The organism is Proteiniborus ethanoligenes, from assembly GCF_900107485.1.
GTDB lineage: Bacteria > Bacillota > Clostridia > Tissierellales > Proteiniboraceae > Proteiniborus > Proteiniborus ethanoligenes.
On sequence record NZ_FNQE01000011.1, the window covers coordinates 61,363 to 81,847 of the forward strand.

The following is a 20,485-nucleotide window of genomic DNA, read 5'->3' on the forward strand; positions in this document are numbered from 1 at the left end:
CACCATCATTATTATATAGTAAATATTTTATTTCGTTTCCGTATACTTCATATTTGCCATAAATTTTATTTTCCTCTTCTATTATTTAGATACTATCAGATATAATTTCTTTTAACTTCTCAATATTACCTTGAGTATGTCCTCTAACAAATTCTAAAGCTATATTGCTTAGTATAGGGAATATGGCTTGTTGTTGCTCCAGCTTTTCAATATAATCATTTTTTTCTTTTAAATCAGATTCTAATCTTTTAATGCTTTTTTTTAATTCTTGTATTTTATTGTTTTCGTCATTATCTGTATTTACTGTATTGCCGTTGTATGTGCACCCAGATATAAAAAGAATACATATGATAGAAATAAAAGCTATCTTTTTCATAATCGTAACTCTCCCATATGAAAACTCATTATCAATTTCTTTTAAAAGGTAATGCTATTTGACTATTATTTTAATTCTCTCTTTTTTAGACCATATTATTGAATGAAAGGTTCCTTAATAATACTTTATGATTTTAGTAAACTCCTGCTCGATATCATTTTCTGTTTCCATATATATTAATTGAATTGATAAATAACTATTATCAAGCCACTCAGACAGCTTTGCTATTGTGTGAAATTCCCCTTGAGGTTGTTTTTCGGCTAACTCTTCCTCTAGCAATTCAGTACTCGTTATAGAAACTACTTTTTTAAGACTACTTGAATTGATTATATATATATCATATTCACTAATGTTTGAGATCAATGTGTAAGCAAAGTAGTTTTCATCAGGAGACCAAATAATCTCTTGTACCTGACCAATAAAAGGACCTTCAACAAAATCTATATTACTGTTCTCTACATTTAGTACACCAGTTATAGTGGAAAATGAAGCGGCAAGGTATAGGTGAATTGAAAAAGCTACTTTTTTCTTGGAAGGTGAAAGGACGGCATTGTCTATAAAGTCAAAGGATTTAGGCTCTAGCTCTATAGTATCATCATGAAGTTTTGCTCCATTTACGTCAATGGTCTTTCCCCACTCTTTCTCTAAAGCAGAGATAATATTTTCGACATTAAGTATTAGTTTCTTTTCTTCTAGGTTGTAAACATTGTTAGAGTTGAAAATTAATAAAGGGTAATTTATTTTGACATGACTGAAGCTCATGGCTTCTAAAAGTTCTTCTGGAAGCTTAGTAGCAGTATTATGGTTCCTGTAACATTTTACCATGGTGTGAAAAGTGATAAAAAAAGAATCGTATTTCATTTATCATCTAAGTCCAGCTTTTAGCTTGCCTTAATCATGGTTTATAGTTTAATCCAATATCTTTGAATAATTTCAGAAAAGGTTTCACTAAAGATTTCATTTTCTAATACTCCATTGTTTTTTTGAATAACCCTAGCAGATGCGACATTTGCTTTATCACAAGTGATTAAGATTTTATCTAGGTTTATCTCTCTGCATTTTTGTAAAGCTGACTTTAGCATTAAAGTTGCATATCCCTTTTTTCTTTCAGTAGGCCTTATTGAATAACCTATATGACCACCCTCGTTCAAGAGAAATTCATTCAGTTTATGCCGTATATTAATCATTCCAACAATTTTGTTGTCTAATGATCTAACAAAAAAGTAGGTATTTGCAGGTACTCTTCCTTCTGGAATATTAGGTAAATCTAAATCTTTCTCTAGCTTTAGTAGCCATTCATCATAATTGTGGTAGCTATCAAGTCCACCTGTTCCGTTGATTTCTGAATTGTACTCTATAAATTCCTGTATATATTCATAAGCTTCTTTTTCATATTCTTTGGAAGGTAATATCAATCTTATATCATTCATTTATTCACCTCTTAATTTGAACAAGTCATCATACTCATAATATATAAATGTATTTCTTGACTATTAGATTCTTTATTTTATACGACAGGTTACTGGCGCTTCAATATATAATTTTCCACTGAATCCCTACACAATTCAAGAAAAGTTTCTTCTCCTATTGTATTGATTTTGAAGAAAACTGCCTGGCTACCTCCAGAGGTGATAGCAGAAATAAATATTTCTTGTTCTTTTCCTACAAGCGTAATATTAAGACTTACACGGTTACTTCCTGCCATGCTATAACGCTCATAAACTCGGACGGCCATTTTCACATCTCCCATGGTAATATCACTTCCATCTTCGTAACTAACTGAAACACTTCCATTAGTAATGTCCCTGTGTAACCAATCTAATAACTCATTAAAATTCCCTTTGAGCCTTCTCTCATATTTTGCCATATTTACACCTCTTTTTAAAAAATAATTAATTTTAAAAATAAAGATAGCTCTTATCGCTGTTTCACTTCCTCAAAAGCAGTGTTACGACTTTAACAAGGCTTGAGAATGCAGCATTGATGTTAGCTGTTAGATAACAAACTTTTTACACTCTAAGACAATATCTTTACAATTATTGAAGCTTGCAAACCTTTCAATACAACCTCTAATATCCTCATAAAGGTCATTATGGATGTCAACGGCATTTTCAAACCAAAAGTTCTTAACTATAAGCTGTTTTGATTTTCTATCATTTATTACTTCTATTCTACCAATAAAGCTGTCCCCAGCTAGAACAGGTAACACATAATAGCCATATTTTCTTTGAATAATAGGCGTATATATTTCCCATTTATATTCATAATTAAAAATTTTATTAATCAGCTTTCTATCCCAAAGCATATTGTCAAGAGGAGCTATGAATTCAGTTCGACCTATAAATTTACTGTTATTTAGCACCGCTTCAATTAGAGGTTTGTCTTCTGATAGGCAATAGAATTCTTCAGATATTCCTTCAATAAGGATTTTGTTAATCCGACCTTCTTTAAATAATTTTTCAAATATAATATTGCGACTTGATGATTTTAGTCCACCAATCCCAAGCCATGCATCTGATGGTTTGTTCCAAAGAATTCCCACTGCACCAATACGTCTCAAAATTCCCCACTGCAAATACTCTTCTTGTGTTATATTAGGGTCATGAGCATTTAATATCTCTTCTGGAATATATCTATTAGCAAGAGAATAATGCTTGATTGTCCCTTTTTTATGATGAATAATAAGTTCTCCTTGAAAATACAATGTTTCTAGTACTGCACGAGATAAGGTTGTGGGGCTCCAATACCAATCTACTTGTTTATTAAAATTGACATCCTTTGAAGACACAAAGCCTTTTTCTATAATAATTGTCTTTATTTCATCTATAACAGCATAGATTTGCTCCTTGCTTCTGACATTTTGTTTGTAGACAGCCCGTTGACGCGAAAAATATTTCCAGTCTTCTATGCTGAAAATAGACATATTCTTATCAAAATAATCAACAAGCTTTCTGTCTGTGTATAAGAGTTTATAAAGCATATCCTTAGAAAATCCTTTTACTCTCGATTGCAATACTATCTCAGGATTTTTCCCACAAACATCAATAGGATCAAACTGGATGCAGCCTGCTTGCTTTATATAATCGCATACCCCTTGTTCTCCAATAAATTTGTAATTATCCATTAAGCCTTGTTTTAATAAGATAAAATGCCGAGCTTGCTTATTTGTAAGCTTAATTTGTTCCATCTTTATCCCCCCTAATAATTCCATTATATTCTAAGTAATATAACTTTTCAAACATATGTTCTTTAAAATACAATACTATTAATTTTATAATATTAAGGGATAACTCTATATCCAATATATAGGTGAAAACTCCAATCAGAGAGAGCTTGTACCCTTAGATTAGTTTAGGGAGAATCCCTCTGGAATTCTCCCTAATTATTTAAAATGTTCACTATCATTACTGTCCAAATTTCTTTGTTTTTCCCAATAACCAGAGGTTTTCAATTTATTATTCCGTTATCATTATTCCCCTGTCTCCATACGATATTTATTTAAAGAATACTGTGCTTACTCTGTACCCTTTCCAGGCGATATCCATGGTAAACCTTACCCAAAAAATTCCTTTTTTAACTGTATTGCAATCTACCACCAACTTTTATCACATTTATTATAATTAGAATATTTTATACCGGTATCATAATTATGGTTATTTTCTATTGGGTAATATATATTAACTTTATAATGTTATTCTAAAAATTCCAGATGATTCTCCCCAGGGATGATAGCCTGTTCCAATCCTTGAAAATCCGTATTTCTCGTAATACCCTACGTGATCGGAACAAAGATATAAATTACTGAAACCTCCTTGTTTAGTATCTTCTTTAGCCTTCTCCAACAATAAGGCTCCATACTCATTACCTCGGTACTCTTTTTCAATGTACAATGCGCAAACCCAAGGATATAAATCCATCCTACTTATGAAATCATTAGTTATCAGACCTGCGCAGCCAATTATTTTATCCCCATTCATTAATAAATACCACTGTGGCAAAGGTGCTACTGCATCAATGCAGTGTGTTATACAATCTTCATAGACTATATTACTAGCTTCATTTCCCCATTTATTTTGAAAGTATTGAATTGCTAAATCCTTGTACTCTGGATTTTCTCTTACTGATACTAAATTCATTTTTATCTCCTCCTAACCTATTTAAACCACATAAATTTATGCTTATTATTACTTCATTTTGGTTCCTATAAATACTAAATATTCGTATGCTTTTCTTATAATACTTGCTAAATGGTACTTTTAATATCTTTTGAGTAAATGAAAAACTCCTCTGTCTTATTTGAAAATTTATCAGTTTTATAAAAACCTATCTTTTTATAAATATTAATAGCGACACTGTTATCATCATGACACGATAATTTTATTGAATCTGCTTCACCAAATGGTTTAGATTCTATATAATTTAACACCTGGTAGAGTGCCTCTTTACCATATCCCCTGCCTTGGTATTTGGCGTCAATCATTATTGCATCAATCATGTAGGAATTCTCTAAAAAATAATATGGTTCAACATTCTTGGGTACATATACTATCTTTGTAAATCCAACGGGCTGTGATTCGTTGAATAAAGCAAAACATATGTCAGGATACCTCAATTTTAAATTAACATAAGCCTGTGACATAAAAACAGAAATTGATGGTAGATACTTACCTTGAGATTCACTTGGTTTTAGATCCACTACCTGCCAGAAGTTTTCCCATGTTATTTCTTTTATTTCTATCATGAATGCACGCCTCCTTGTCTTGATATACATTTGGAAATAAAGGTCCCTATATCAAATCAACCCTTTGCATATACAAACTATAAATGCGTTTTTACTATTAATTAGTGTTTTTATAGAACTATATACAAGAAGAGGAATAGCAAAAATCATTATAATACCCATCAACCTTACTAATATATCTGGTAATTCAATCCCAAGAAGTGACGAAAAAGAATTTATAATAGTTGCAATCCCAACAATCAATAAACTAATTCCCCAAATTGTTTTGTTTCTCTTACTATCCATTAAAAACACCTCCACTTCTACTCCATAACTCCCGCATATTTCAATGTCCAAGGACAATTCACCATACACTTTAAGGGGCAAGAACATTTAAATACATCAATAAGATTTTCTCTGCCACTACTTAGAGTCCATTCATTTCCATGTATAGCTTTTGCAGGACAAATCCTCTTACAAATATGACAACTACCACATCTTGAAGAAATGAGAGGATATTTTTCTACTTGAATTGGTGCATCAGTCAACACTGTACACATGCAAAACCCACAGCCGTAGTCTTCTGTCACAAGCAAGTTGTTTTTACCAATGAACCCCAATCCCGCAAGCCGTGCTATTGTCTTATGTGGCAAAGCACTTGTTCTTGTCTTCTCATCATATCTTCCATTTTGTAAATTATTATTTTCTGATTGAGCATAGGCGCGATAACCTCTTTGTTGAATGTATATCGCGAGTCATTCAGCTAGTTCATTTACTTTTTGATCCTTTTCTAGATATTCATCATGTGCCATCTGTATGTTATTGAAAGTATTTATAATAAATCTTTTAGATAATGCCAAGCAGAATATAATCGCCTTAGTAAAGCCTTGTGTTTGCTCCAATGGTAGTTCAGATATATCAACATAACGGACAATATCTGCACCTTTTTCGTACATAATGTTCCTTAAAACATTATTCATTTAAAATCTCCCCTCAATTCAAATTAAGTTTTTCATTGCCTCCAAGCTTAAAGATAACCCCTCTAATTTCTATATTATGTGTGATAAGAATGCCTATAGATTTTTACTCATAAAATAACGTTTATGTCCTGCTGGGCAATTATCCAGTTCTCCAAAGATTTCATATCCATGACGCAAATAGAAATCCTTTGCTTGAAAGTCAAAGGTATCTAAATGAACTAAATTACACCCCTGCTCTTTTGCTACCTTCTCTACTTCCTTTAAAAGTATTGATCCATATCCTTCTTTTCTATATTCTTCTTTAACCCATAAAATATCTATATATAAACACTTCCAACAATATAAGATGCTAATTATTCCTGCGATTATATTCCCTTCATCATCTTTCAACACTCTATTAATTGAAACAAATGGAGGTTCTTGGGTAAATGGTGCCTTCTCCAAATTATATTTGATTATTTCGTCATCAATTAAATCTAATTCTTCTTTTGTTCCTTTTTCTATTGTATATTTAATCATTTTGTTACCTCCATCATTAACCTTATCCTTATTGGTTTTATTCAGGAAAATTATTTTCAAGAACTCATTTTCAGGATTGTTTTCTGACAAAATAATATTGTACTGTGATGCAAATTCAAATCCAAATTGAAAATAATAATCTCCACCTATTAATGCAACCCATTCATTGAATATTTCATTTTTGTCTTCACGATAGAAAGCGGATTTTACAGTTGATTTTATCTCCTGTAAATCCTCTATCCTTGCTCTTATAACCTCTACCAAGATAATCCCTCTTTTAAACTAAACTGTTTATCCATTCTGATTTAGACCTTAAGCTGTCCTTTTGAATTTCCTGCATATAATTATACGATTTCGGCCATGTACAAAAAATAGACTTAGGTCCTAAAATCATCTTGGTAATAACAGAATTTGGTACTGATGTCCATCCTTTATCAAGTGATAAATTTATAATAAAAGTTCCATTTAGCTGTTCCCAATGATATATTCCCTCCATTATCCCCATAGTCGAATCCGTAGTCACGAAAAATTTACCTTTAACCTTCTCATCATTTTTTTTCTGTATTGGTAAAGGTAGATCAAAATGCATTTCTAGCTTATGTTTTTTATCATGTACTTCTATTGATTTTAATGACACTTCTCCCTTATTATTATCAAAGTAATATGTTGTCTGTCCTTCAGTGTACGAATAGTCTTCGTCTAATTCTACCAATGTTAATATTCTGTCCTCAGATTTAGCAAGTTCAACCATTTGACAATCCATAGAATATCTAGTGTAATATCTCCATTGTAATTCTTTGGTTAGTGGAAACGGAAAATTATCTACCTTTCTTTTATTTCCATCTATATCGATTGATATTTGTGTTTTATGCTTCCTGATAAAATCAAATTCATATAGAAAAAACAATGGAAATGAGGTAGGTTTTTTAGAGCCTGCACCAATAGGAGCCAATAGATTCATAGCTTTGCTGTGCCGCCTAGTATTTTCGTGTATCTGCACTGAGATATTTCTATTAAACATGTCTTTGAAAGAGAAGCAGATATGTGCGCCATACTCATTTTTTTCAAACCTCACTTCACGAATTTCTGTTTTTGCATAGTTAGCCAATCCATTTTCTGCAACGTCAAATTTTTCGTTTTCAATGGTATTTAATGCATAATCATCATAGACATCTACATAGTTGTCATATCTATAAGCAATCACACGCCAACCTATGCCGTATGGTTCCCCATCAAGGTATTGAAGCTCCAAACCCCTATATACATCGTCAGGATCCTTTTCAAAATTAATCAAAGCTAGTTTTTTTATAGGAATTAGTTTTAATTTAAAAGGAATTATAGCCTTCATGAAAATCCCTCCTTTTTGTTCATAAATCTTTTTCAATTATTTCGTGGCGTTTTTTTTCATATTCATTTTCTGTAATAAGACCATCTTTTAATAACTTCTTTAAATTCCTTAATCTTTCTTCTGCATCACAAAAATCTAAATCCTGCTTATGTATCTTTAACTTCTGCAAATTCATGAGACCATTTACTATTAAACCACTTGCAATAACAGCTATAAGTAGACCCGCAAACCTGTTTTTTGGAATAACTAAAGCATTGTAAGTAATTAGTATAATTCCAGATATTAGATTTAATAAATATCTAACTTTTAGTCTTTCTTTCCTATTCATCAAAATTACACCCTGCATAATTAGTTGCTTCATATTTATTTATCTTCCTTAAGACATATTTCTGCATTTTGAAGAATTCTACCTAGCAGAAATGCAATCTGTTCTGTTTCTTCAGTAGAAAAACCTGCGAAAAGTTTATCTAACAGTAGATTTCCAGCATCATCTTTTGATTCAAAGTATTTCAAACTCTTCTGAGTTAACGTTACATATATTGCGCGCTGATCCGTTTCTGAAGGCTTCAATTCCACCATTCCCTTTTTATTTAGAGCTGATATCATTTTGCTAACGTTCTGCCGTGATGTTCCAACTGCTCCAGCTATATCATTATAATTGGGAAATTCTTCTTCCATTTGGCTTAAAATATTTAATAAAAACCATTGTTTAAGTGTAATTTCCCCTGTTACCTTATCCCCTAGTAACTGAAGTTTATTAGCTAGAAGAAATATAATGCCGAAAATAAATTGCTGATTTCCTTTCTCTGTCATATTAGCATCCCCTTTCACTATGCAACCTATTGCTTATTATATGCAATAGGTTGCTAATTGTCAACAGTCAATTTAATATTATTTTTTTAAAATCTAGATAAAAAGATATGGTGAGTATAACCATATCTATATTTATAAAAAAGGTTTATTTATTTATTGATTTCATAATCTCTTACAGGCTATTTTTTATTTATAAGGACAACCGTCTCGCAATGCCTTGAGGTGACAATAAAGATGTCGTAAGGAGACAGTAACCCCTTGATGGATACCTTTATTTAATTATTAAACCAAAATGTAAATGAGCATCTATTATTTTATATTGCTTGTTTTTAACCTTTATCATGTGTTTATCAACCCTCCTTACCAAAACCACCTGAATAAATACTAAACTATGTGTTGAATCATTATAAGACATGGATTTTCTCTTCCCCATAATTCTGGTAAGCATTCTAAGGGTTTAAATCCAACTGATGTATAAAATTTTCTTGTCTTCCCATAGTGAAAATCTGGGTGAGAATCGTCCAAAGTCTTTACCTGTAAGAATTCATATCCTTTTTCTTTAGCCCATTGTAAAACTCTATTAAGTAAAGATGTCCCAATCCCTTGATTGTGACAATCAGGAAGAACCCCCATAACATAAATCTCTGCAGTATATCGATTATTTTCTTTTATTGAAATAAAACCCAATGGCTTTGATTCATCGATTGCTGCGAAAAATGGTAGATTGCTGCTTTCACTAATATACTCTTGTGTAGATTCTTGTATCCCGAACCAATTAGGAAGTGATTCCAAGATACTGGTCGATATTTCTTTCTTTTCTTGTTTATCATTTATTTCTTTTATAATCATCTTTTCATCACCTAAATATATATTTTATTTATTGCATATAATTTTACTGGTACGACCTATTTTATAAAACATGTGAACTACTTTATTTAATACTAAATTTGTAGTAGGCTAAAGCATGATCATCATAAAGATGTTCAAATCCCAATTTCCCCAAAATATGTTTGCTTCTATGATTTCTATGTACTGCATCTGCATAAATAGTCTTAAGACCTAATGTATTTAGTGCATAATCAATTAGTAAGCGCTGTGCCTCTGTACCATATCCATTTCCTTTAAATTCATCATTAACTAAGTGAATACTTAAAGTACCACATAGTTTTTCTTGGTTTATTCGTTTTATTTGAATTTCTCCAATAGTTTTATCAATATTGTCAATATGACATATTGCAAAGAAAATCCTACTTGTATCTAAAACTTTGCTATGATAATATTTATCGACTTTCTCTTTATCATAATTATAAGTATCATAGGTCATTGCAGGGTCAGCAACATAATTTTTATAAAAAGTGTGACATCTTTCTATTGTATATGGCACTAACATGATCTTTTCTCCTTGTAAAACCATCTTAACCACCTCATTCTTATGGAATTTTACTTCGCCGTATCCTACAACTACGCTAAAAAATTCCATTTGTTCTTTAGTAATTTTATTCTGATTCTAGCGCTAATGGGGAAAGTAGACTACGCATCCAAAGTGCCAACACAACATTTAGAATCATTAATGAGTATAAATTTATTCGCTCAATCAACCCTACATAGGATGGCAAAACTTGAGTTGCTAAAATTGTAAAAAAACCTGATACTATAAAAATAATACTAAATCTCTTCAAAAACCGAGTCATTTTCGGATATGTTTTGGTCTTAGCCAAACCAAGGGCTAAAAGAATCGATAACACAATGTAACTGAATACAATAACAGCTGTTATCGCATAATGCATGGTGTTTTGAAAAGAATTACCCCAGGTTGTGTCTGCTAAAGGAAAGATCTTATATCCGAATGTGGAAAGTAATTCCGCTAATGCTTTTAAAACCAAACCACTGTAAAATATCTTATTAATAGGAAAAAACCTTTTAAAAAAGACAAGAAGTATTCCACAAAAAAGCAAATTGAAGACATTGTACCCCCAGAGAATCCTTGATGCCACCGGCTGGCTAATAGATGAAGCAGCTGTAAGATCACTAATTGGTTGGATTAAAGGGTTATAATCACTCCAAACCATTCGCCCTCCAATTACATGACTTAGATAAAAGATTGTAGCTAAAACACCAGAGAGTACAAGAGTTCGTAGAGCTAAAAATTTACCACCTTCTATTTCATTCATAAATTCGTTTCCTCTCTTTCTATAGAATTTCTACGATAAATAGCATTGTATTGATTTGCATGTTTTTTTAGTGCCGTAATGGCTTGTTCCTCGCTTTCAGGACAATTATCATACTTGTATAGCAGCAAAAATACCGGAGAATAGAAGTGCAAAGCCATTGTGTAGGCATCCCCTTGGATAAACCTTCCACTATCAATAAATTTCTGTAGTACTTGTCTTTGAGTTTCTAAAATCCTATCTATGAAGACATGTCTAAAAGTTTCTCCTATCTCTTTATTACCATATTGCTCAATGGTTAATAGACGCCTTAACTTTGATATATAATCATCCTTTAGGTAAAACAAAAATATCTTTGTACACATATCTAAGAATGCGTCATCAGTAATATTATCGTAAAGCTCTGATACATTATCATCCTCTGATTGTGGCAATTTGATGTTTTCTAAAACCTCGTAATATCTCTTAAGTGTCTCATCAATAATTTTATTAAGGATATCCTGTTTGTTCTTAAAATGATTGTAGATTGAACTTTCTTTAATTCCAACTGCTGAAGCTATTTGCCGAATGGTAACAGCATCATAGCCTTTAACAGAGAACAAGGATAAAGCCTCATATATGATTTTTTCTCTAGTAGGCAATAATAGCCCTCCTTTGTATACTTTTTGCAAATAAAAACAATAACTAATCTCGACTAACTATTGTTAGTTTAACAATAACTAACGCCTGTTAGTTTGTCAAGGTATTTTTATGAAATAATTGTAACAGGTATCGTGCTAGGAATTCCCAAGAACTCGACCATAGGAAGAAGTGATTGGAAACATTCTACGGCTAGCTGCTCTATTCCCTCCAAGGATGTTCCATACATAAATAATTTTGACATTGTTCTCATTGCTTTCTTTCTGTTTTTGGGCATAAAAACAGGGCAAAGCTTACTTGGTCTTGACTGACCTAAACCTTGCCCTTGTTATACTCTCTATTTAATTTTGAATTATATAAAAATGAATGCAGAGATTTTTACACCCTCTACATCCATTGTTTTCTTTTTTATCTTGTTAGTGCACATTTTATAAAGAATGTGTCATTATGCAGGAGACCAACAGTCTCCTCTACGCATTGATATGCCTATTGTAGGGGCTAGCCTTGCTGGCCCGCTTACGGCACACTTATCTACCAATGTTCATCTTTAGTATATAATTCATCCACCACAATATCAACCAAGATACCCATTCATCTCTCAAACATCCCCAATTATCCAATGTCATCTGTCAAATGCCCTATTTTAATATTTTGTGCTCAAGTCCTATTCTTTCTCCCTAGAACCACAATACGTCATCAGAATTGCTGCTTAAGCCGTAGCTTGCTGCCAATCAGCCTTCGCTATCGCTCGTCTTCTTGGGCAAGCCTGACATGAGACGTACATCGACTTCTTCAGTCGTTTCACTCCCTCACAAGTCGTGTTACGGCTTCAACGTGGGTTGAGAGGTCAATAAAGATGTCGTATGAAAATATTAACCCCTTGGTGGGTATCTCCTTTTAACTTTATAACACCCATATCCGAATTAAATACACCATGTTAATAGGTGTATTTAAAGTAAATTCTCATATTTTTGTTTCCCATACAGAGCTCCTATGATAATAATCTGATCATTTTCTTCCTCAATTAAATAAAGCACAATATTCATCTTTATAGTATTATTTACCATACCTATCTTTCAAACTTTCAAATACTGCCTCTGCATCTGAAAGCTTTTCTCCATTATTAATGTGATTTTCAGATTCTGCTAACTTCTCATATAAATCTGCAAATGTATTATCTTATATCAATTAATTAGTTTTGCATTTGATTATGAATTGCTATTGCTCTTTTTCCTTAAAGCAACTCCTAAAATCATAATAATTACTACTAATAATCCAATCACGATATATAGTAATTTATTTTGACCATAAGCAGTATCTTGGCTTTCAGATATTATATTAGAAGTTTCAATTTCAATATCTTCATCTACTACATTTTCTGTTGGCTCTAATACTTCTTCTACCTCTTCTACCTCTTCTACTTCTTCAGCAATTTCAACAACATTTAACAACATTCCATCTGTTAGTTTTTTCGGAAATTTAATTGATAATTCTTCCTGCCCAAAACCTAATGCACCATCGTGATCCTGACCCCAAACCCATAAACTGCCATCATTTTTTACAGCCATACTAACGTCAGCTCCAGCAGCCATTGAATTCACATCATCTAAAATTTTTGTAGGTATATGACTTTTCTGACCATCACTACTTCCTATATTCCAACCTCCCCAGGCCCACAAACTACCATCTTTTTTAAGTGCTAAATAAACTCCAATTTTTGAATCAATTGCTATTACATCATCCATAATTTTCTTAGGAATACTTCTACCTTTTTCTGAATCATCTCCTAAATATTCCCTTGAACCATACACAGTATTGCCATTAGTGTATAAACCCCCATCCTTTTTTAATATCATAGTGGTAGTATCAGTTAAACTAATATCTATGACATCATCCATAACTTTTATAGGCTCAAGGCTATTATCTTCTGTTCCGTTCCCAAAATTACCATGCATATTGCTTCCCCAAGCCCATAAACTGCCATCTTCTTTTATAGCCATTGAAGTATGAGCGCTAGCTTTTGCAATAACCACATTATCCATTATATAGGTTGGAAGTTTTCTATTTTCCGTTGATCCATCCCCTAATTGACCACCTGAATTATTTCCCCATGTCCATAAACTTCCATCCTTTTTTACTGCTAATGAATGATTTTCTCCTGCACCTACATAGGCCACATCATCCATAATATATATAGGCTCCTCAGTATCAAATTCATGCCCTTCTTTTGTTAGATATCCTAATCGCCCATCTCCACATAGCCCCCAAATCCAGAGGCTGTCATCTTCTTTTATCACCATATTGTGAAACGAACCTAGACTAACTCCCTTTACATTATCCATTATTTTGATAGGTTCATAATGGAGTTCTTCCTTTGTGATTCCAGGTCTTCGGGCAATATTGCAACCAGAATACCACAAACTATTATCATCCTTTATAAAAAAGATACGTCGATTTTCTGAATCCATATTTTGAACATTTGTTACCATACCATAGGTGGGAAGGGTTGATAGTATTATTAAAACAATTACTAAAATCATGATTTGTATACTTTTTCTCATTTGTATACCCCCTTTTTAATATTTTATTACAAGGATATTATACAATAAGTTTATGTTTTACTCAATTACAATTAGCCTTCCCTTTCGCCCATCTTCTTGGACAGTCCAGACATGAGACATACCTCTACTTCTCAAAACGGGACAGCAAGGCCATCCCTACATCCAAGCGGGTTGGGATGGAACCTAACCCCTACTTTCTCACTAATTTGCAGATTACCTCACAATGCCTTGAGAGGTCAATAATGATGTCGTGGCTTGATATTACCCCCTTGGCGGTGGCTTGTATTTTTAAATAAAAGTTATATTATGATTTTTTAAAGCTAGTGTAAAACCGTGATATATAATCTTTTATTATTATCTAGTTTTATCCCTAAATTTACACTAACTCTTTAAATTGTGATAAATAAAATCCTCAAAATATATTTGTCTTTTGAAGACTTTATTCATCGCAATCTGTATATTATATTATTCTAGGCTTAGCTTCCATCTAATTTATTCTCTTTTTACAGTAATCAATTTAAATCTCATTATTTTATTCTTAGTTTATATAGCAAATGCACCGAGGTTTTTGCGTCCCGATGCATTTACTAAATGGTTAACCCTTAATTCTATTTATTTTCCTATCTTTTATTTCATAAATAATATCTGCTACATTATTGATTAGAATAATATCATGGGTTACAAATATTATAGTTCCTTTATAATCCTTCATCATTATCTCCAATGCATCAACAGCATAGGTGTCTAGAAAAGTAGAAGGTTCATCCATTACAATTATATTATATTCTCCAGATAATATTTTTAATAGCATTAACTTGGTTAGTTCTCCTCCGCTTAATTGGAACAAAGACTTTTTAATATCATCCTTTTCAAAACCCATCTGAACCAGCATGGCTATTAATTCACTTGGTTTATAATCTGAATCTTCTAATAAAAATTCTATTAGAGTTTCTTTACTAGTTGATACATAATTTTGTTGCTCAAAATATCCAATTCTTGCTTTTGGCGCAATTGTAAAGGCTTCGTCCTTAGAAAGAATCATCCTTAGGAGTGTCGTTTTGCCTGCACCATTATCACCAATTATTGCAACTTTTTTTGCTAATGGAATAGTGATAGTTGCATTTTCAAACAGGTGGTTATTACCTAATTTCTTATTAATATTATCACCCATAATAGGATAATTGTTATATAACTTAATGATTTGACTTTGCCTAAATACTACTTCTCTTTCCTTTCTGAGTGGGGCGACTTCATCTAAGTTCTCCAATCTCTGTTCAATATTTCTTGCAGCTTTGTTTATACTTTTTTCTTTACTACCTACAGGTTTTTGCATACTTAAGCGTCCACCTTGCTGTGTTTTGTTTTTGGATGTCTTTCCTGATCCATTATTGCCTACTAAACCAATTCTTTCTCCTTCATAAACAGTAAGTTCCTTTATATTCAAAATTTCTTTACCACTGTACTCAAGGTATATATCTTTTGCTTTTATTACTTCACTCATAACTTTACCCCCTATTAAATTGGAGCAACCAATATAATGTAGGGAGCTAATCTATAGCCTCCTATTCTTTTTTAGCAATAGAAGGAGGCTGCTCATATGCCTTCTATCGCTATTTAATAGAAGTCCATATCCAAGGTTTTGCCATGACAAATCCCTCCTTTTAAGTTTTTATATCTACATCTATATAAATCCATAGCAAGAATACATTCCTGCTATGGATTTTTTATTACTTAAATTCTATTATTTCATCTAATTTACTTATATTCTCTGAACTAAACTGATGAGAAATAATTATTAGAGTTCTATCTTTAATTGATAATAATTGTGATTCAATTGCTTTAGCATTTTTTTCATCAAGGTTAGCTAATGGTTCGTCCAGTATTAATATGGGCGTTTCTCTTAGTATACTTCTTGCAAGAGTAACTCTTCTTTTTTCTCCCCCCGAGAGGTTAGTCCCTCCCTCATGAATTAACATGTCTAAACTATGGTGATTAGCATATCTATCTAAACCTACTTTAGATAATACACCAATTACCTTTTCATCAGAAACTTCTTGATACATTGTAATATTATTTCTAAGGGTATCTTCGAACAATATTGCGTCTTGCCTCATTACAGTGATAATCTCGTTCAAGTTTTTAATTTCATTTACTGGAATATCATTAATTTTTACAGTACCAGTACTTGGCTTGTAATAATCAAGTAGGAGATTCATACTGGTAGTTTTACCAGAACCACTTACTCCTTTTAATAAATATTGTTTATCTCTTGAAAATTTCATGGTTAGATTATTAATTATGTTTTCATGATTCTCATATCCAAAAGATACATCTTTAAACAAAACTTCTTCGAAGTCCTCCTTAGGTATATCTATTGTTCCATGCTTTATAGGTTCTTCATTTATAAACTCTAATATAGACATATTTACAGGTTTTACAGAAACTAAATCCTGTATAAAATAGGATAAAGATATTATGGGATATGATAATTGGTCTATCATACCTACTGCTATGAAGAAATCTCCTGCAGAAAAGTCTCCCCTTAATACTAAATATGCTGCAAAGATAAGTATTATAAAGTGAGAGAAATATGAAAGCAAGGCTGATATACTTCTAGTTAAATATCCAATCTGTCTTTTTTTTAAATTTTTTTCCATAGTATGATTATTTGATTCTATAAACTTTTCTTTAATATTCTTTTCAATTGAAAAGTTTTTAATTATTTCAAAACCATTTAGCCAATCAGTTATAGCTTTTATATGGTTTTCAAATTGTTTCACAAATTCTGTTTGTGCAGTTTGCAATCTCTTATCCACCAGCTTAGGCACATACAAAGGCATAGTTAGTAGAAACAAAGTGATTATGGCTATCCTATAATCTAATATAAATAATGATATACTCACAATAACAATTTTAATTATTATCTCAGCTAGCATTGGAATTGTACCAAAAAATTGGTTTTCAATTATCTCCATTTCATTGGTATATTGTGCAATGTACTCCCCCTGCTTCTTTTTTAAAAAGCTTGGATAGTCTTTATCTAGTAATCCTTTGAAGTAGTCTAGCCTTACTTCCTTCATAGAATTTACAGCAAACTTCCCTCTTTTTCTATCATAAAAATAGAAAAACCCAAGCTCCAAAACTATGAAAACACCAAGATAAAGTCCGTATCTTAAAGTATTATCAAAGTTTCTCAACAAAGCATAATCAAGAACATCTCCTTTAAGAAATTGAACTCTTACTGCAAAAATTGAGGCTAATACCGAAAAAGTAATAGCTAGTATTAATGGTTTCCAGTTACTCTTTATATATTTTTTCATTTTAATCCTCCTATTTATTATTTATCTAAATAACAATAGAAGGCCTATATTATCCTTCTACTGTATTAGAAGGATTTTCTTAGTCTAACCACTTTTATCACCTCATTTAGAGCGTAATTTAATTAAATATATTGTATCACACAAGCTACTAGAAGTCATTGCCAATTGTCTGATTTATCTCATAACTTCTTAAAAATTTCTTTAAATTTGCCAATCATTTAACTGTCAATTCTAATATTTATCTAATTCTAAGTATACAAATATGATATAATATATATAGTATAGAGTTAAATTTATTATGAAATATTAGGAGGGATCACTATGGATAATGATAAAGCTTGGGAATATGCCTTAGGTATGATTAAGGTTGATGGTTTGGAGCCTTCTAAGGAATATTTAGAACTAATTGAAAAAGAAAAAAAAGGTGAAATAACTACAGAAGATATAAGGAAAGTATTAGATAAAAAATATAGAGCAAAGGACTCTAATTAGTATGAAAGATCCATATCTATATCCTAATACAGAGATAATGATAAATAAATTCAACATTAAAAATAGTAAAGAGCTTAATTCCATGGAGGCAGATTTTACAAGTTCCAGATTGAAAGACATTATACAATATGGTTTAGAAGGCAAGTTTGACTTGGAACATTTACTAAAATATCACTTTACAATATTTCAAGATATCTATTATTGGGCTGGTCAGTTACGAACCATCAATATAGAAAAATCCGAGCCTGCACTAGGTGGTATATCTATTGAGTATTCCGATGTTGATAATATCAAATCGGACATTGTTTTTATCTTATCTAAAGTAAAATCTATTTATTGGAATGAATTAAATATAGACAATAAATCAAATTTGTTTTCAAGGTTTATTGCTGATTTATGGAAGGTTCATCCTTTTCGTGAAGGTAATACAAGAACAATAATTACTTTTTGTTGTAATTACGCTGAAAAGGAAGGTTTCCCTTTAGACACCGATTTATTAAAAGATAATTCCGATTATGTAAGAAATGCTTTAGTAGCTGCATCTGCAAAATTTCATGATTTAGGTGATAAATCTAACCTAGAATATCTAACTAGAATAATAGAAGATGCTATAGAAAGAGGTAAAAATAAATAAATCCTGTTAAGACTTAATTGTTTTAGCAGGATTTATTTATTTTACACAAAAGTAACGAATTACTACTTTTCTAATCTACAAACTACCTCGATATGCCTTGTTGCTGTGATTCTGATGACCATCGAGCCTGGTACCCCCTTGGCGTAAGGGTATATTTTCAATAACTCCAGCGCTAAACACTTGTTTTTACAAAATAGTTTTGCTAATTATAACATGGCAACTCTTGTTTTTGACATTTGATTTAACAAAGATAAAAGCTGCCAACAACAAAACCCTCAGAGCACTGAAGGTTTTAGTCTTAGCAGTTTTTAATACAACCAACTAATTGTTCATTCATAAAGATGTGCATCTTTCTTTGGTACTGATTTTGCCACACCAGCATCTTTATCAAAAACTATAACATGCGTATATTCATCTTTGTCATTAGAGCAAAACGGGCATTTTGCATATTCAGATTCATCATAAACTTTCATGCAGTTCCCACACATTTGCATTTTCTCACACTCCCTTCCGTTGATTTCACCACAATCATCGAACTCGTTATTAACCTTTATTTATGACACTGTTTCAAATTAATAACTAGTTCTCACAATCTTCCTCGACACCAAACAAAGCCTGCAAATCGTAGAAATTATATGGATAAGAATTATCCCCATCAAAACGAACCTTCCTGTGTCCGTTGTCATATTCAATTTCAATTTCCCATTGTGTACCGTCTAAAACCATGTGGCCAAAACGCTCCGGGGAATAGCTTCTCTTCCATTCTCCCATATGCAGCTTTCGAATTCCTTCGAGAAAACTTTCCTTTGTCAGAGGCTCACCATCTTTATTGAAAACCTTCATCGGTGTTGAAGCCTCTCCTTGTTTTGATTCAAATTTTAGTTCATTGCCAGATAAGTCAGCAATGTATGTATTATATCCACCGAAGAATCCTCCAATGGAAAATGTAAACTTGCTGATATGGTTAACATTGCTTATAAAATCCAATGTGCGAAGTTCCGTTCGCGAAGGGTTGTAGGTGCCGCCCACTTCGACAAGTGCCTGTTTTGCTCGTTCAAGGTATTCACGGGTGCACGATAATCTGACTGATTCACTTGGGCACACTTTTGACTCAGTGCCATAATCCGGATGTTCCATGATATTCTTTAAATGACTCATTTCGTTTTTTAATCCACGGATAATGGATAAGATTTGCTTAGCATCCTTTTCTCTTAGATACTCTTCACAATAGTTTTCTGGACTTATCATCATAGTCGGCACACCTCCTTTATTTCTTGCACCACATTACTTAATTTTCTTTGTAGCTTCCTTTGCTCTGCGTTCCTCGATTTTGGTAATATAGCTGTTAGCCTTATTTAAATAGTAAGACCCCTTGGTTTTCTTTATTTTTTGCACAATGGCTATAGCATCATCATATCTTTTGGCCTTGATGTACAAATCCGGCAGCCTGAACATCCATCCAGAGCCTTCAAACTTGGGGCCACCATCCTTCCATATTTCCTCCCAAAAGTTGATAATCCAATCAATATCTTTATCTTCAGCATACTTCTCATCAGTAGCCTGAACAGCTTTTATCTGCTTGTCCTGACTTTTCAACAACCTATAGCCTTCCGGATCAATCACTTTCAATTCTTTCATGAAAGACTTATTGCTATCTTCATTCCCGTTATCAATATCAGCATGTTTTTTCTCTATGATTTCCATATAATTGCTTTTATTGCCAGTGCCTAACAATTGATTCAAATCCCATACGGTAAATGTAGTATATTTGCTGTGACGGTGCATATACGGTACATATGCATTCTCTTCAAGTTCAGTTTTACCGAGATTTGTAAGCTCGTATTTACCTGTTTTATCATTAATAATTAGGAAACCACGAGTACCCCGAATAATAATTGAAAATTCCTCTAGAGGA

Annotated in this window: 27 protein-coding genes; 2 read left to right on the top strand and 25 right to left on the bottom strand. The window is 32.1% G+C overall.

Annotated features, from left to right (window positions below; translation table 11 throughout):
• Positions 1–85 precede the first annotated feature (85 nt).
• The 22 genes from BLV37_RS06085 to BLV37_RS06180 form a co-directional block, all read right to left on the bottom strand.
• Entirely contained in the window at positions 86–376 is a 291-nt protein-coding gene (locus tag BLV37_RS06085; protein ID WP_091728722.1) for a hypothetical protein, read from the bottom strand.
• Between the two features lie 114 nt (positions 377–490).
• Positions 491–1,201 (bottom strand): hypothetical protein, encoded by a 711-nt coding sequence (locus tag BLV37_RS06090; protein WP_208975210.1) that lies wholly within the window; start codon positions 1,199–1,201, stop codon positions 491–493.
• Positions 1,202–1,278: 77 nt separating this feature from the next.
• A complete protein-coding gene (locus BLV37_RS06095; RefSeq protein WP_091728728.1) occupies positions 1,279–1,806 on the bottom strand; it encodes a GNAT family N-acetyltransferase in 528 nt (175 codons plus the stop codon).
• 89 nt (positions 1,807–1,895) lie between these two features.
• Positions 1,896–2,243, bottom strand: a complete 348-nt coding sequence (locus BLV37_RS06100; protein ID WP_091728731.1) for a DUF6054 family protein — start codon at positions 2,241–2,243, stop codon at positions 1,896–1,898.
• 126 nt (positions 2,244–2,369) lie between these two features.
• Positions 2,370–3,563 (bottom strand): winged helix-turn-helix domain-containing protein, encoded by a 1,194-nt coding sequence (locus BLV37_RS06105; RefSeq protein WP_091728734.1) that lies wholly within the window; start codon positions 3,561–3,563, stop codon positions 2,370–2,372.
• Between the two features lie 496 nt (positions 3,564–4,059).
• Positions 4,060–4,512: a GNAT family N-acetyltransferase gene (locus tag BLV37_RS06110; RefSeq protein ID WP_091728737.1), complete on the bottom strand. Its 453-nt coding sequence runs from the start codon at positions 4,510–4,512 to the stop codon at positions 4,060–4,062.
• A 107-nt stretch (positions 4,513–4,619) separates the two neighbouring features.
• The gene (locus BLV37_RS06115; protein WP_176967891.1) at positions 4,620–5,117 is read right to left on the bottom strand and encodes a GNAT family N-acetyltransferase; all 498 of its coding nucleotides are present in this window, start codon (positions 5,115–5,117) and stop codon (positions 4,620–4,622) included.
• Between the two features lie 51 nt (positions 5,118–5,168).
• Complete coding sequence (locus tag BLV37_RS06120; protein WP_091728743.1) at positions 5,169–5,402, bottom strand: hypothetical protein; 234 nt, start codon at positions 5,400–5,402, stop codon at positions 5,169–5,171.
• Positions 5,403–5,419: 17 nt separating this feature from the next.
• Positions 5,420–5,749, bottom strand: coding sequence for a hypothetical protein (locus tag BLV37_RS15305; RefSeq protein ID WP_244270480.1), 330 nt, complete (start codon positions 5,747–5,749; stop codon positions 5,420–5,422).
• A gap of 102 nt (positions 5,750–5,851) precedes the next feature.
• Complete coding sequence (locus BLV37_RS15310; RefSeq protein WP_244270481.1) at positions 5,852–6,076, bottom strand: hypothetical protein; 225 nt, start codon at positions 6,074–6,076, stop codon at positions 5,852–5,854.
• Between the two features lie 93 nt (positions 6,077–6,169).
• Positions 6,170–6,595: a GNAT family N-acetyltransferase gene (locus tag BLV37_RS06130; RefSeq protein ID WP_091728801.1), complete on the bottom strand. Its 426-nt coding sequence runs from the start codon at positions 6,593–6,595 to the stop codon at positions 6,170–6,172.
• Positions 6,596–6,872: 277 nt separating this feature from the next.
• Positions 6,873–7,943 (bottom strand): hypothetical protein, encoded by a 1,071-nt coding sequence (locus tag BLV37_RS06135; RefSeq protein WP_091728746.1) that lies wholly within the window; start codon positions 7,941–7,943, stop codon positions 6,873–6,875.
• A gap of 19 nt (positions 7,944–7,962) precedes the next feature.
• Complete coding sequence (locus BLV37_RS06140; RefSeq protein WP_091728749.1) at positions 7,963–8,304, bottom strand: SHOCT domain-containing protein; 342 nt, start codon at positions 8,302–8,304, stop codon at positions 7,963–7,965.
• Positions 8,305–8,306: 2 nt separating this feature from the next.
• Complete coding sequence (locus tag BLV37_RS06145; protein WP_091728751.1) at positions 8,307–8,756, bottom strand: MarR family winged helix-turn-helix transcriptional regulator; 450 nt, start codon at positions 8,754–8,756, stop codon at positions 8,307–8,309.
• A 384-nt stretch (positions 8,757–9,140) separates the two neighbouring features.
• Positions 9,141–9,605: a GNAT family N-acetyltransferase gene (locus BLV37_RS06150; RefSeq protein WP_091728754.1), complete on the bottom strand. Its 465-nt coding sequence runs from the start codon at positions 9,603–9,605 to the stop codon at positions 9,141–9,143.
• 82 nt (positions 9,606–9,687) lie between these two features.
• Positions 9,688–10,236, bottom strand: a complete 549-nt coding sequence (locus tag BLV37_RS06155; protein ID WP_091728756.1) for a GNAT family N-acetyltransferase — start codon at positions 10,234–10,236, stop codon at positions 9,688–9,690.
• A gap of 16 nt (positions 10,237–10,252) precedes the next feature.
• Positions 10,253–10,927 carry a DUF998 domain-containing protein gene (locus tag BLV37_RS06160; RefSeq protein WP_091728758.1) on the bottom strand — a complete coding sequence of 225 codons (675 nt, stop codon included), beginning with the start codon at positions 10,925–10,927 and terminating at the stop codon, positions 10,253–10,255.
• Positions 10,924–11,565, bottom strand: a complete 642-nt coding sequence (locus BLV37_RS06165) for a TetR/AcrR family transcriptional regulator (protein ID WP_176967892.1) — start codon at positions 11,563–11,565, stop codon at positions 10,924–10,926. Before BLV37_RS06165 ends, BLV37_RS06160 begins: the two co-directional genes overlap by 4 nt.
• A gap of 107 nt (positions 11,566–11,672) precedes the next feature.
• Positions 11,673–11,840: a hypothetical protein gene (locus tag BLV37_RS15010; protein ID WP_176967893.1), complete on the bottom strand. Its 168-nt coding sequence runs from the start codon at positions 11,838–11,840 to the stop codon at positions 11,673–11,675.
• A gap of 931 nt (positions 11,841–12,771) precedes the next feature.
• Positions 12,772–14,124, bottom strand: a complete 1,353-nt coding sequence (locus tag BLV37_RS06170; RefSeq protein ID WP_091728763.1) for an RCC1 domain-containing protein — start codon at positions 14,122–14,124, stop codon at positions 12,772–12,774.
• Positions 14,125–14,719: 595 nt separating this feature from the next.
• Complete coding sequence (locus BLV37_RS06175) at positions 14,720–15,625, bottom strand: ATP-binding cassette domain-containing protein (protein WP_091728765.1); 906 nt, start codon at positions 15,623–15,625, stop codon at positions 14,720–14,722.
• Positions 15,626–15,851: 226 nt separating this feature from the next.
• Positions 15,852–17,444, bottom strand: a complete 1,593-nt coding sequence (locus tag BLV37_RS06180; RefSeq protein ID WP_091728768.1) for an ABC transporter ATP-binding protein — start codon at positions 17,442–17,444, stop codon at positions 15,852–15,854.
• Between the two features lie 321 nt (positions 17,445–17,765).
• On the opposite strand from BLV37_RS06180, the gene BLV37_RS15015 reads away from it, so the two are divergent.
• Positions 17,766–17,936 (top strand): antitoxin VbhA family protein, encoded by a 171-nt coding sequence (locus BLV37_RS15015; RefSeq protein WP_208975211.1) that lies wholly within the window; start codon positions 17,766–17,768, stop codon positions 17,934–17,936.
• A 1-nt stretch (position 17,937) separates the two neighbouring features.
• Complete coding sequence (locus tag BLV37_RS06185; RefSeq protein ID WP_091728771.1) at positions 17,938–18,570, top strand: Fic/DOC family protein; 633 nt, start codon at positions 17,938–17,940, stop codon at positions 18,568–18,570.
• Positions 18,571–18,899: 329 nt separating this feature from the next.
• Here BLV37_RS06185 and BLV37_RS15020 read toward each other — a convergent pair whose 3' ends face one another.
• From BLV37_RS15020 to BLV37_RS06195, 3 genes are all read right to left on the bottom strand, one after another.
• Positions 18,900–19,064: a hypothetical protein gene (locus BLV37_RS15020; protein WP_176967894.1), complete on the bottom strand. Its 165-nt coding sequence runs from the start codon at positions 19,062–19,064 to the stop codon at positions 18,900–18,902.
• A gap of 85 nt (positions 19,065–19,149) precedes the next feature.
• Complete coding sequence (locus BLV37_RS06190; protein ID WP_091728774.1) at positions 19,150–19,821, bottom strand: hypothetical protein; 672 nt, start codon at positions 19,819–19,821, stop codon at positions 19,150–19,152.
• A gap of 33 nt (positions 19,822–19,854) precedes the next feature.
• Positions 19,855–20,313 (bottom strand): hypothetical protein, encoded by a 459-nt coding sequence (locus tag BLV37_RS06195; protein ID WP_208975212.1) that lies wholly within the window; start codon positions 20,311–20,313, stop codon positions 19,855–19,857.
• Between the last annotated feature and the right edge of the window lie 172 nt (positions 20,314–20,485).

Bases quoted from the DNA above. Each gene is read 5' to 3' on its own strand.
- BLV37_RS06085 (WP_091728722.1), bottom strand. From the start codon at position 376: ATGAAAAAGATAGCTTTTATTTCTATCATATGTATTCTTTTTATATCT.
- BLV37_RS06090 (WP_208975210.1), bottom strand. From the start codon at position 1,201: ATGGTAAAATGTTACAGGAACCATAATACTGCTACTAAGCTTCCAGAA.
- BLV37_RS06095 (WP_091728728.1), bottom strand. From the start codon at position 1,806: ATGAATGATATAAGATTGATATTACCTTCCAAAGAATATGAAAAAGAA.
- BLV37_RS06100 (WP_091728731.1), bottom strand. From the start codon at position 2,243: ATGGCAAAATATGAGAGAAGGCTCAAAGGGAATTTTAATGAGTTATTA.
- BLV37_RS06105 (WP_091728734.1), bottom strand. From the start codon at position 3,563: ATGGAACAAATTAAGCTTACAAATAAGCAAGCTCGGCATTTTATCTTA.
- BLV37_RS06110 (WP_091728737.1), bottom strand. From the start codon at position 4,512: ATGAATTTAGTATCAGTAAGAGAAAATCCAGAGTACAAGGATTTAGCA.
- BLV37_RS06115 (WP_176967891.1), bottom strand. From the start codon at position 5,117: ATGATAGAAATAAAAGAAATAACATGGGAAAACTTCTGGCAGGTAGTG.
- BLV37_RS06120 (WP_091728743.1), bottom strand. From the start codon at position 5,402: ATGGATAGTAAGAGAAACAAAACAATTTGGGGAATTAGTTTATTGATT.
- BLV37_RS15310 (WP_244270481.1), bottom strand. From the start codon at position 6,076: ATGAATAATGTTTTAAGGAACATTATGTACGAAAAAGGTGCAGATATT.
- BLV37_RS06130 (WP_091728801.1), bottom strand. From the start codon at position 6,595: ATGATTAAATATACAATAGAAAAAGGAACAAAAGAAGAATTAGATTTA.
- BLV37_RS06135 (WP_091728746.1), bottom strand. From the start codon at position 7,943: ATGAAGGCTATAATTCCTTTTAAATTAAAACTAATTCCTATAAAAAAA.
- BLV37_RS06140 (WP_091728749.1), bottom strand. From the start codon at position 8,304: ATGAAGCAACTAATTATGCAGGGTGTAATTTTGATGAATAGGAAAGAA.
- BLV37_RS06145 (WP_091728751.1), bottom strand. From the start codon at position 8,756: ATGACAGAGAAAGGAAATCAGCAATTTATTTTCGGCATTATATTTCTT.
- BLV37_RS06150 (WP_091728754.1), bottom strand. From the start codon at position 9,605: ATGATTATAAAAGAAATAAATGATAAACAAGAAAAGAAAGAAATATCG.
- BLV37_RS06155 (WP_091728756.1), bottom strand. From the start codon at position 10,236: ATGGAATTTTTTAGCGTAGTTGTAGGATACGGCGAAGTAAAATTCCAT.
- BLV37_RS06160 (WP_091728758.1), bottom strand. From the start codon at position 10,927: ATGAATGAAATAGAAGGTGGTAAATTTTTAGCTCTACGAACTCTTGTA.
- BLV37_RS15010 (WP_176967893.1), bottom strand. From the start codon at position 11,840: ATGCCCAAAAACAGAAAGAAAGCAATGAGAACAATGTCAAAATTATTT.
- BLV37_RS06170 (WP_091728763.1), bottom strand. From the start codon at position 14,124: ATGAGAAAAAGTATACAAATCATGATTTTAGTAATTGTTTTAATAATA.
- BLV37_RS06175 (WP_091728765.1), bottom strand. From the start codon at position 15,625: ATGAGTGAAGTAATAAAAGCAAAAGATATATACCTTGAGTACAGTGGT.
- BLV37_RS06180 (WP_091728768.1), bottom strand. From the start codon at position 17,444: ATGAAAAAATATATAAAGAGTAACTGGAAACCATTAATACTAGCTATT.
- BLV37_RS15015 (WP_208975211.1), top strand. From the start codon at position 17,766: ATGGATAATGATAAAGCTTGGGAATATGCCTTAGGTATGATTAAGGTT.
- BLV37_RS06185 (WP_091728771.1), top strand. From the start codon at position 17,938: ATGAAAGATCCATATCTATATCCTAATACAGAGATAATGATAAATAAA.
- BLV37_RS15020 (WP_176967894.1), bottom strand. From the start codon at position 19,064: ATGCAAATGTGTGGGAACTGCATGAAAGTTTATGATGAATCTGAATAT.
- BLV37_RS06190 (WP_091728774.1), bottom strand. From the start codon at position 19,821: ATGATGATAAGTCCAGAAAACTATTGTGAAGAGTATCTAAGAGAAAAG.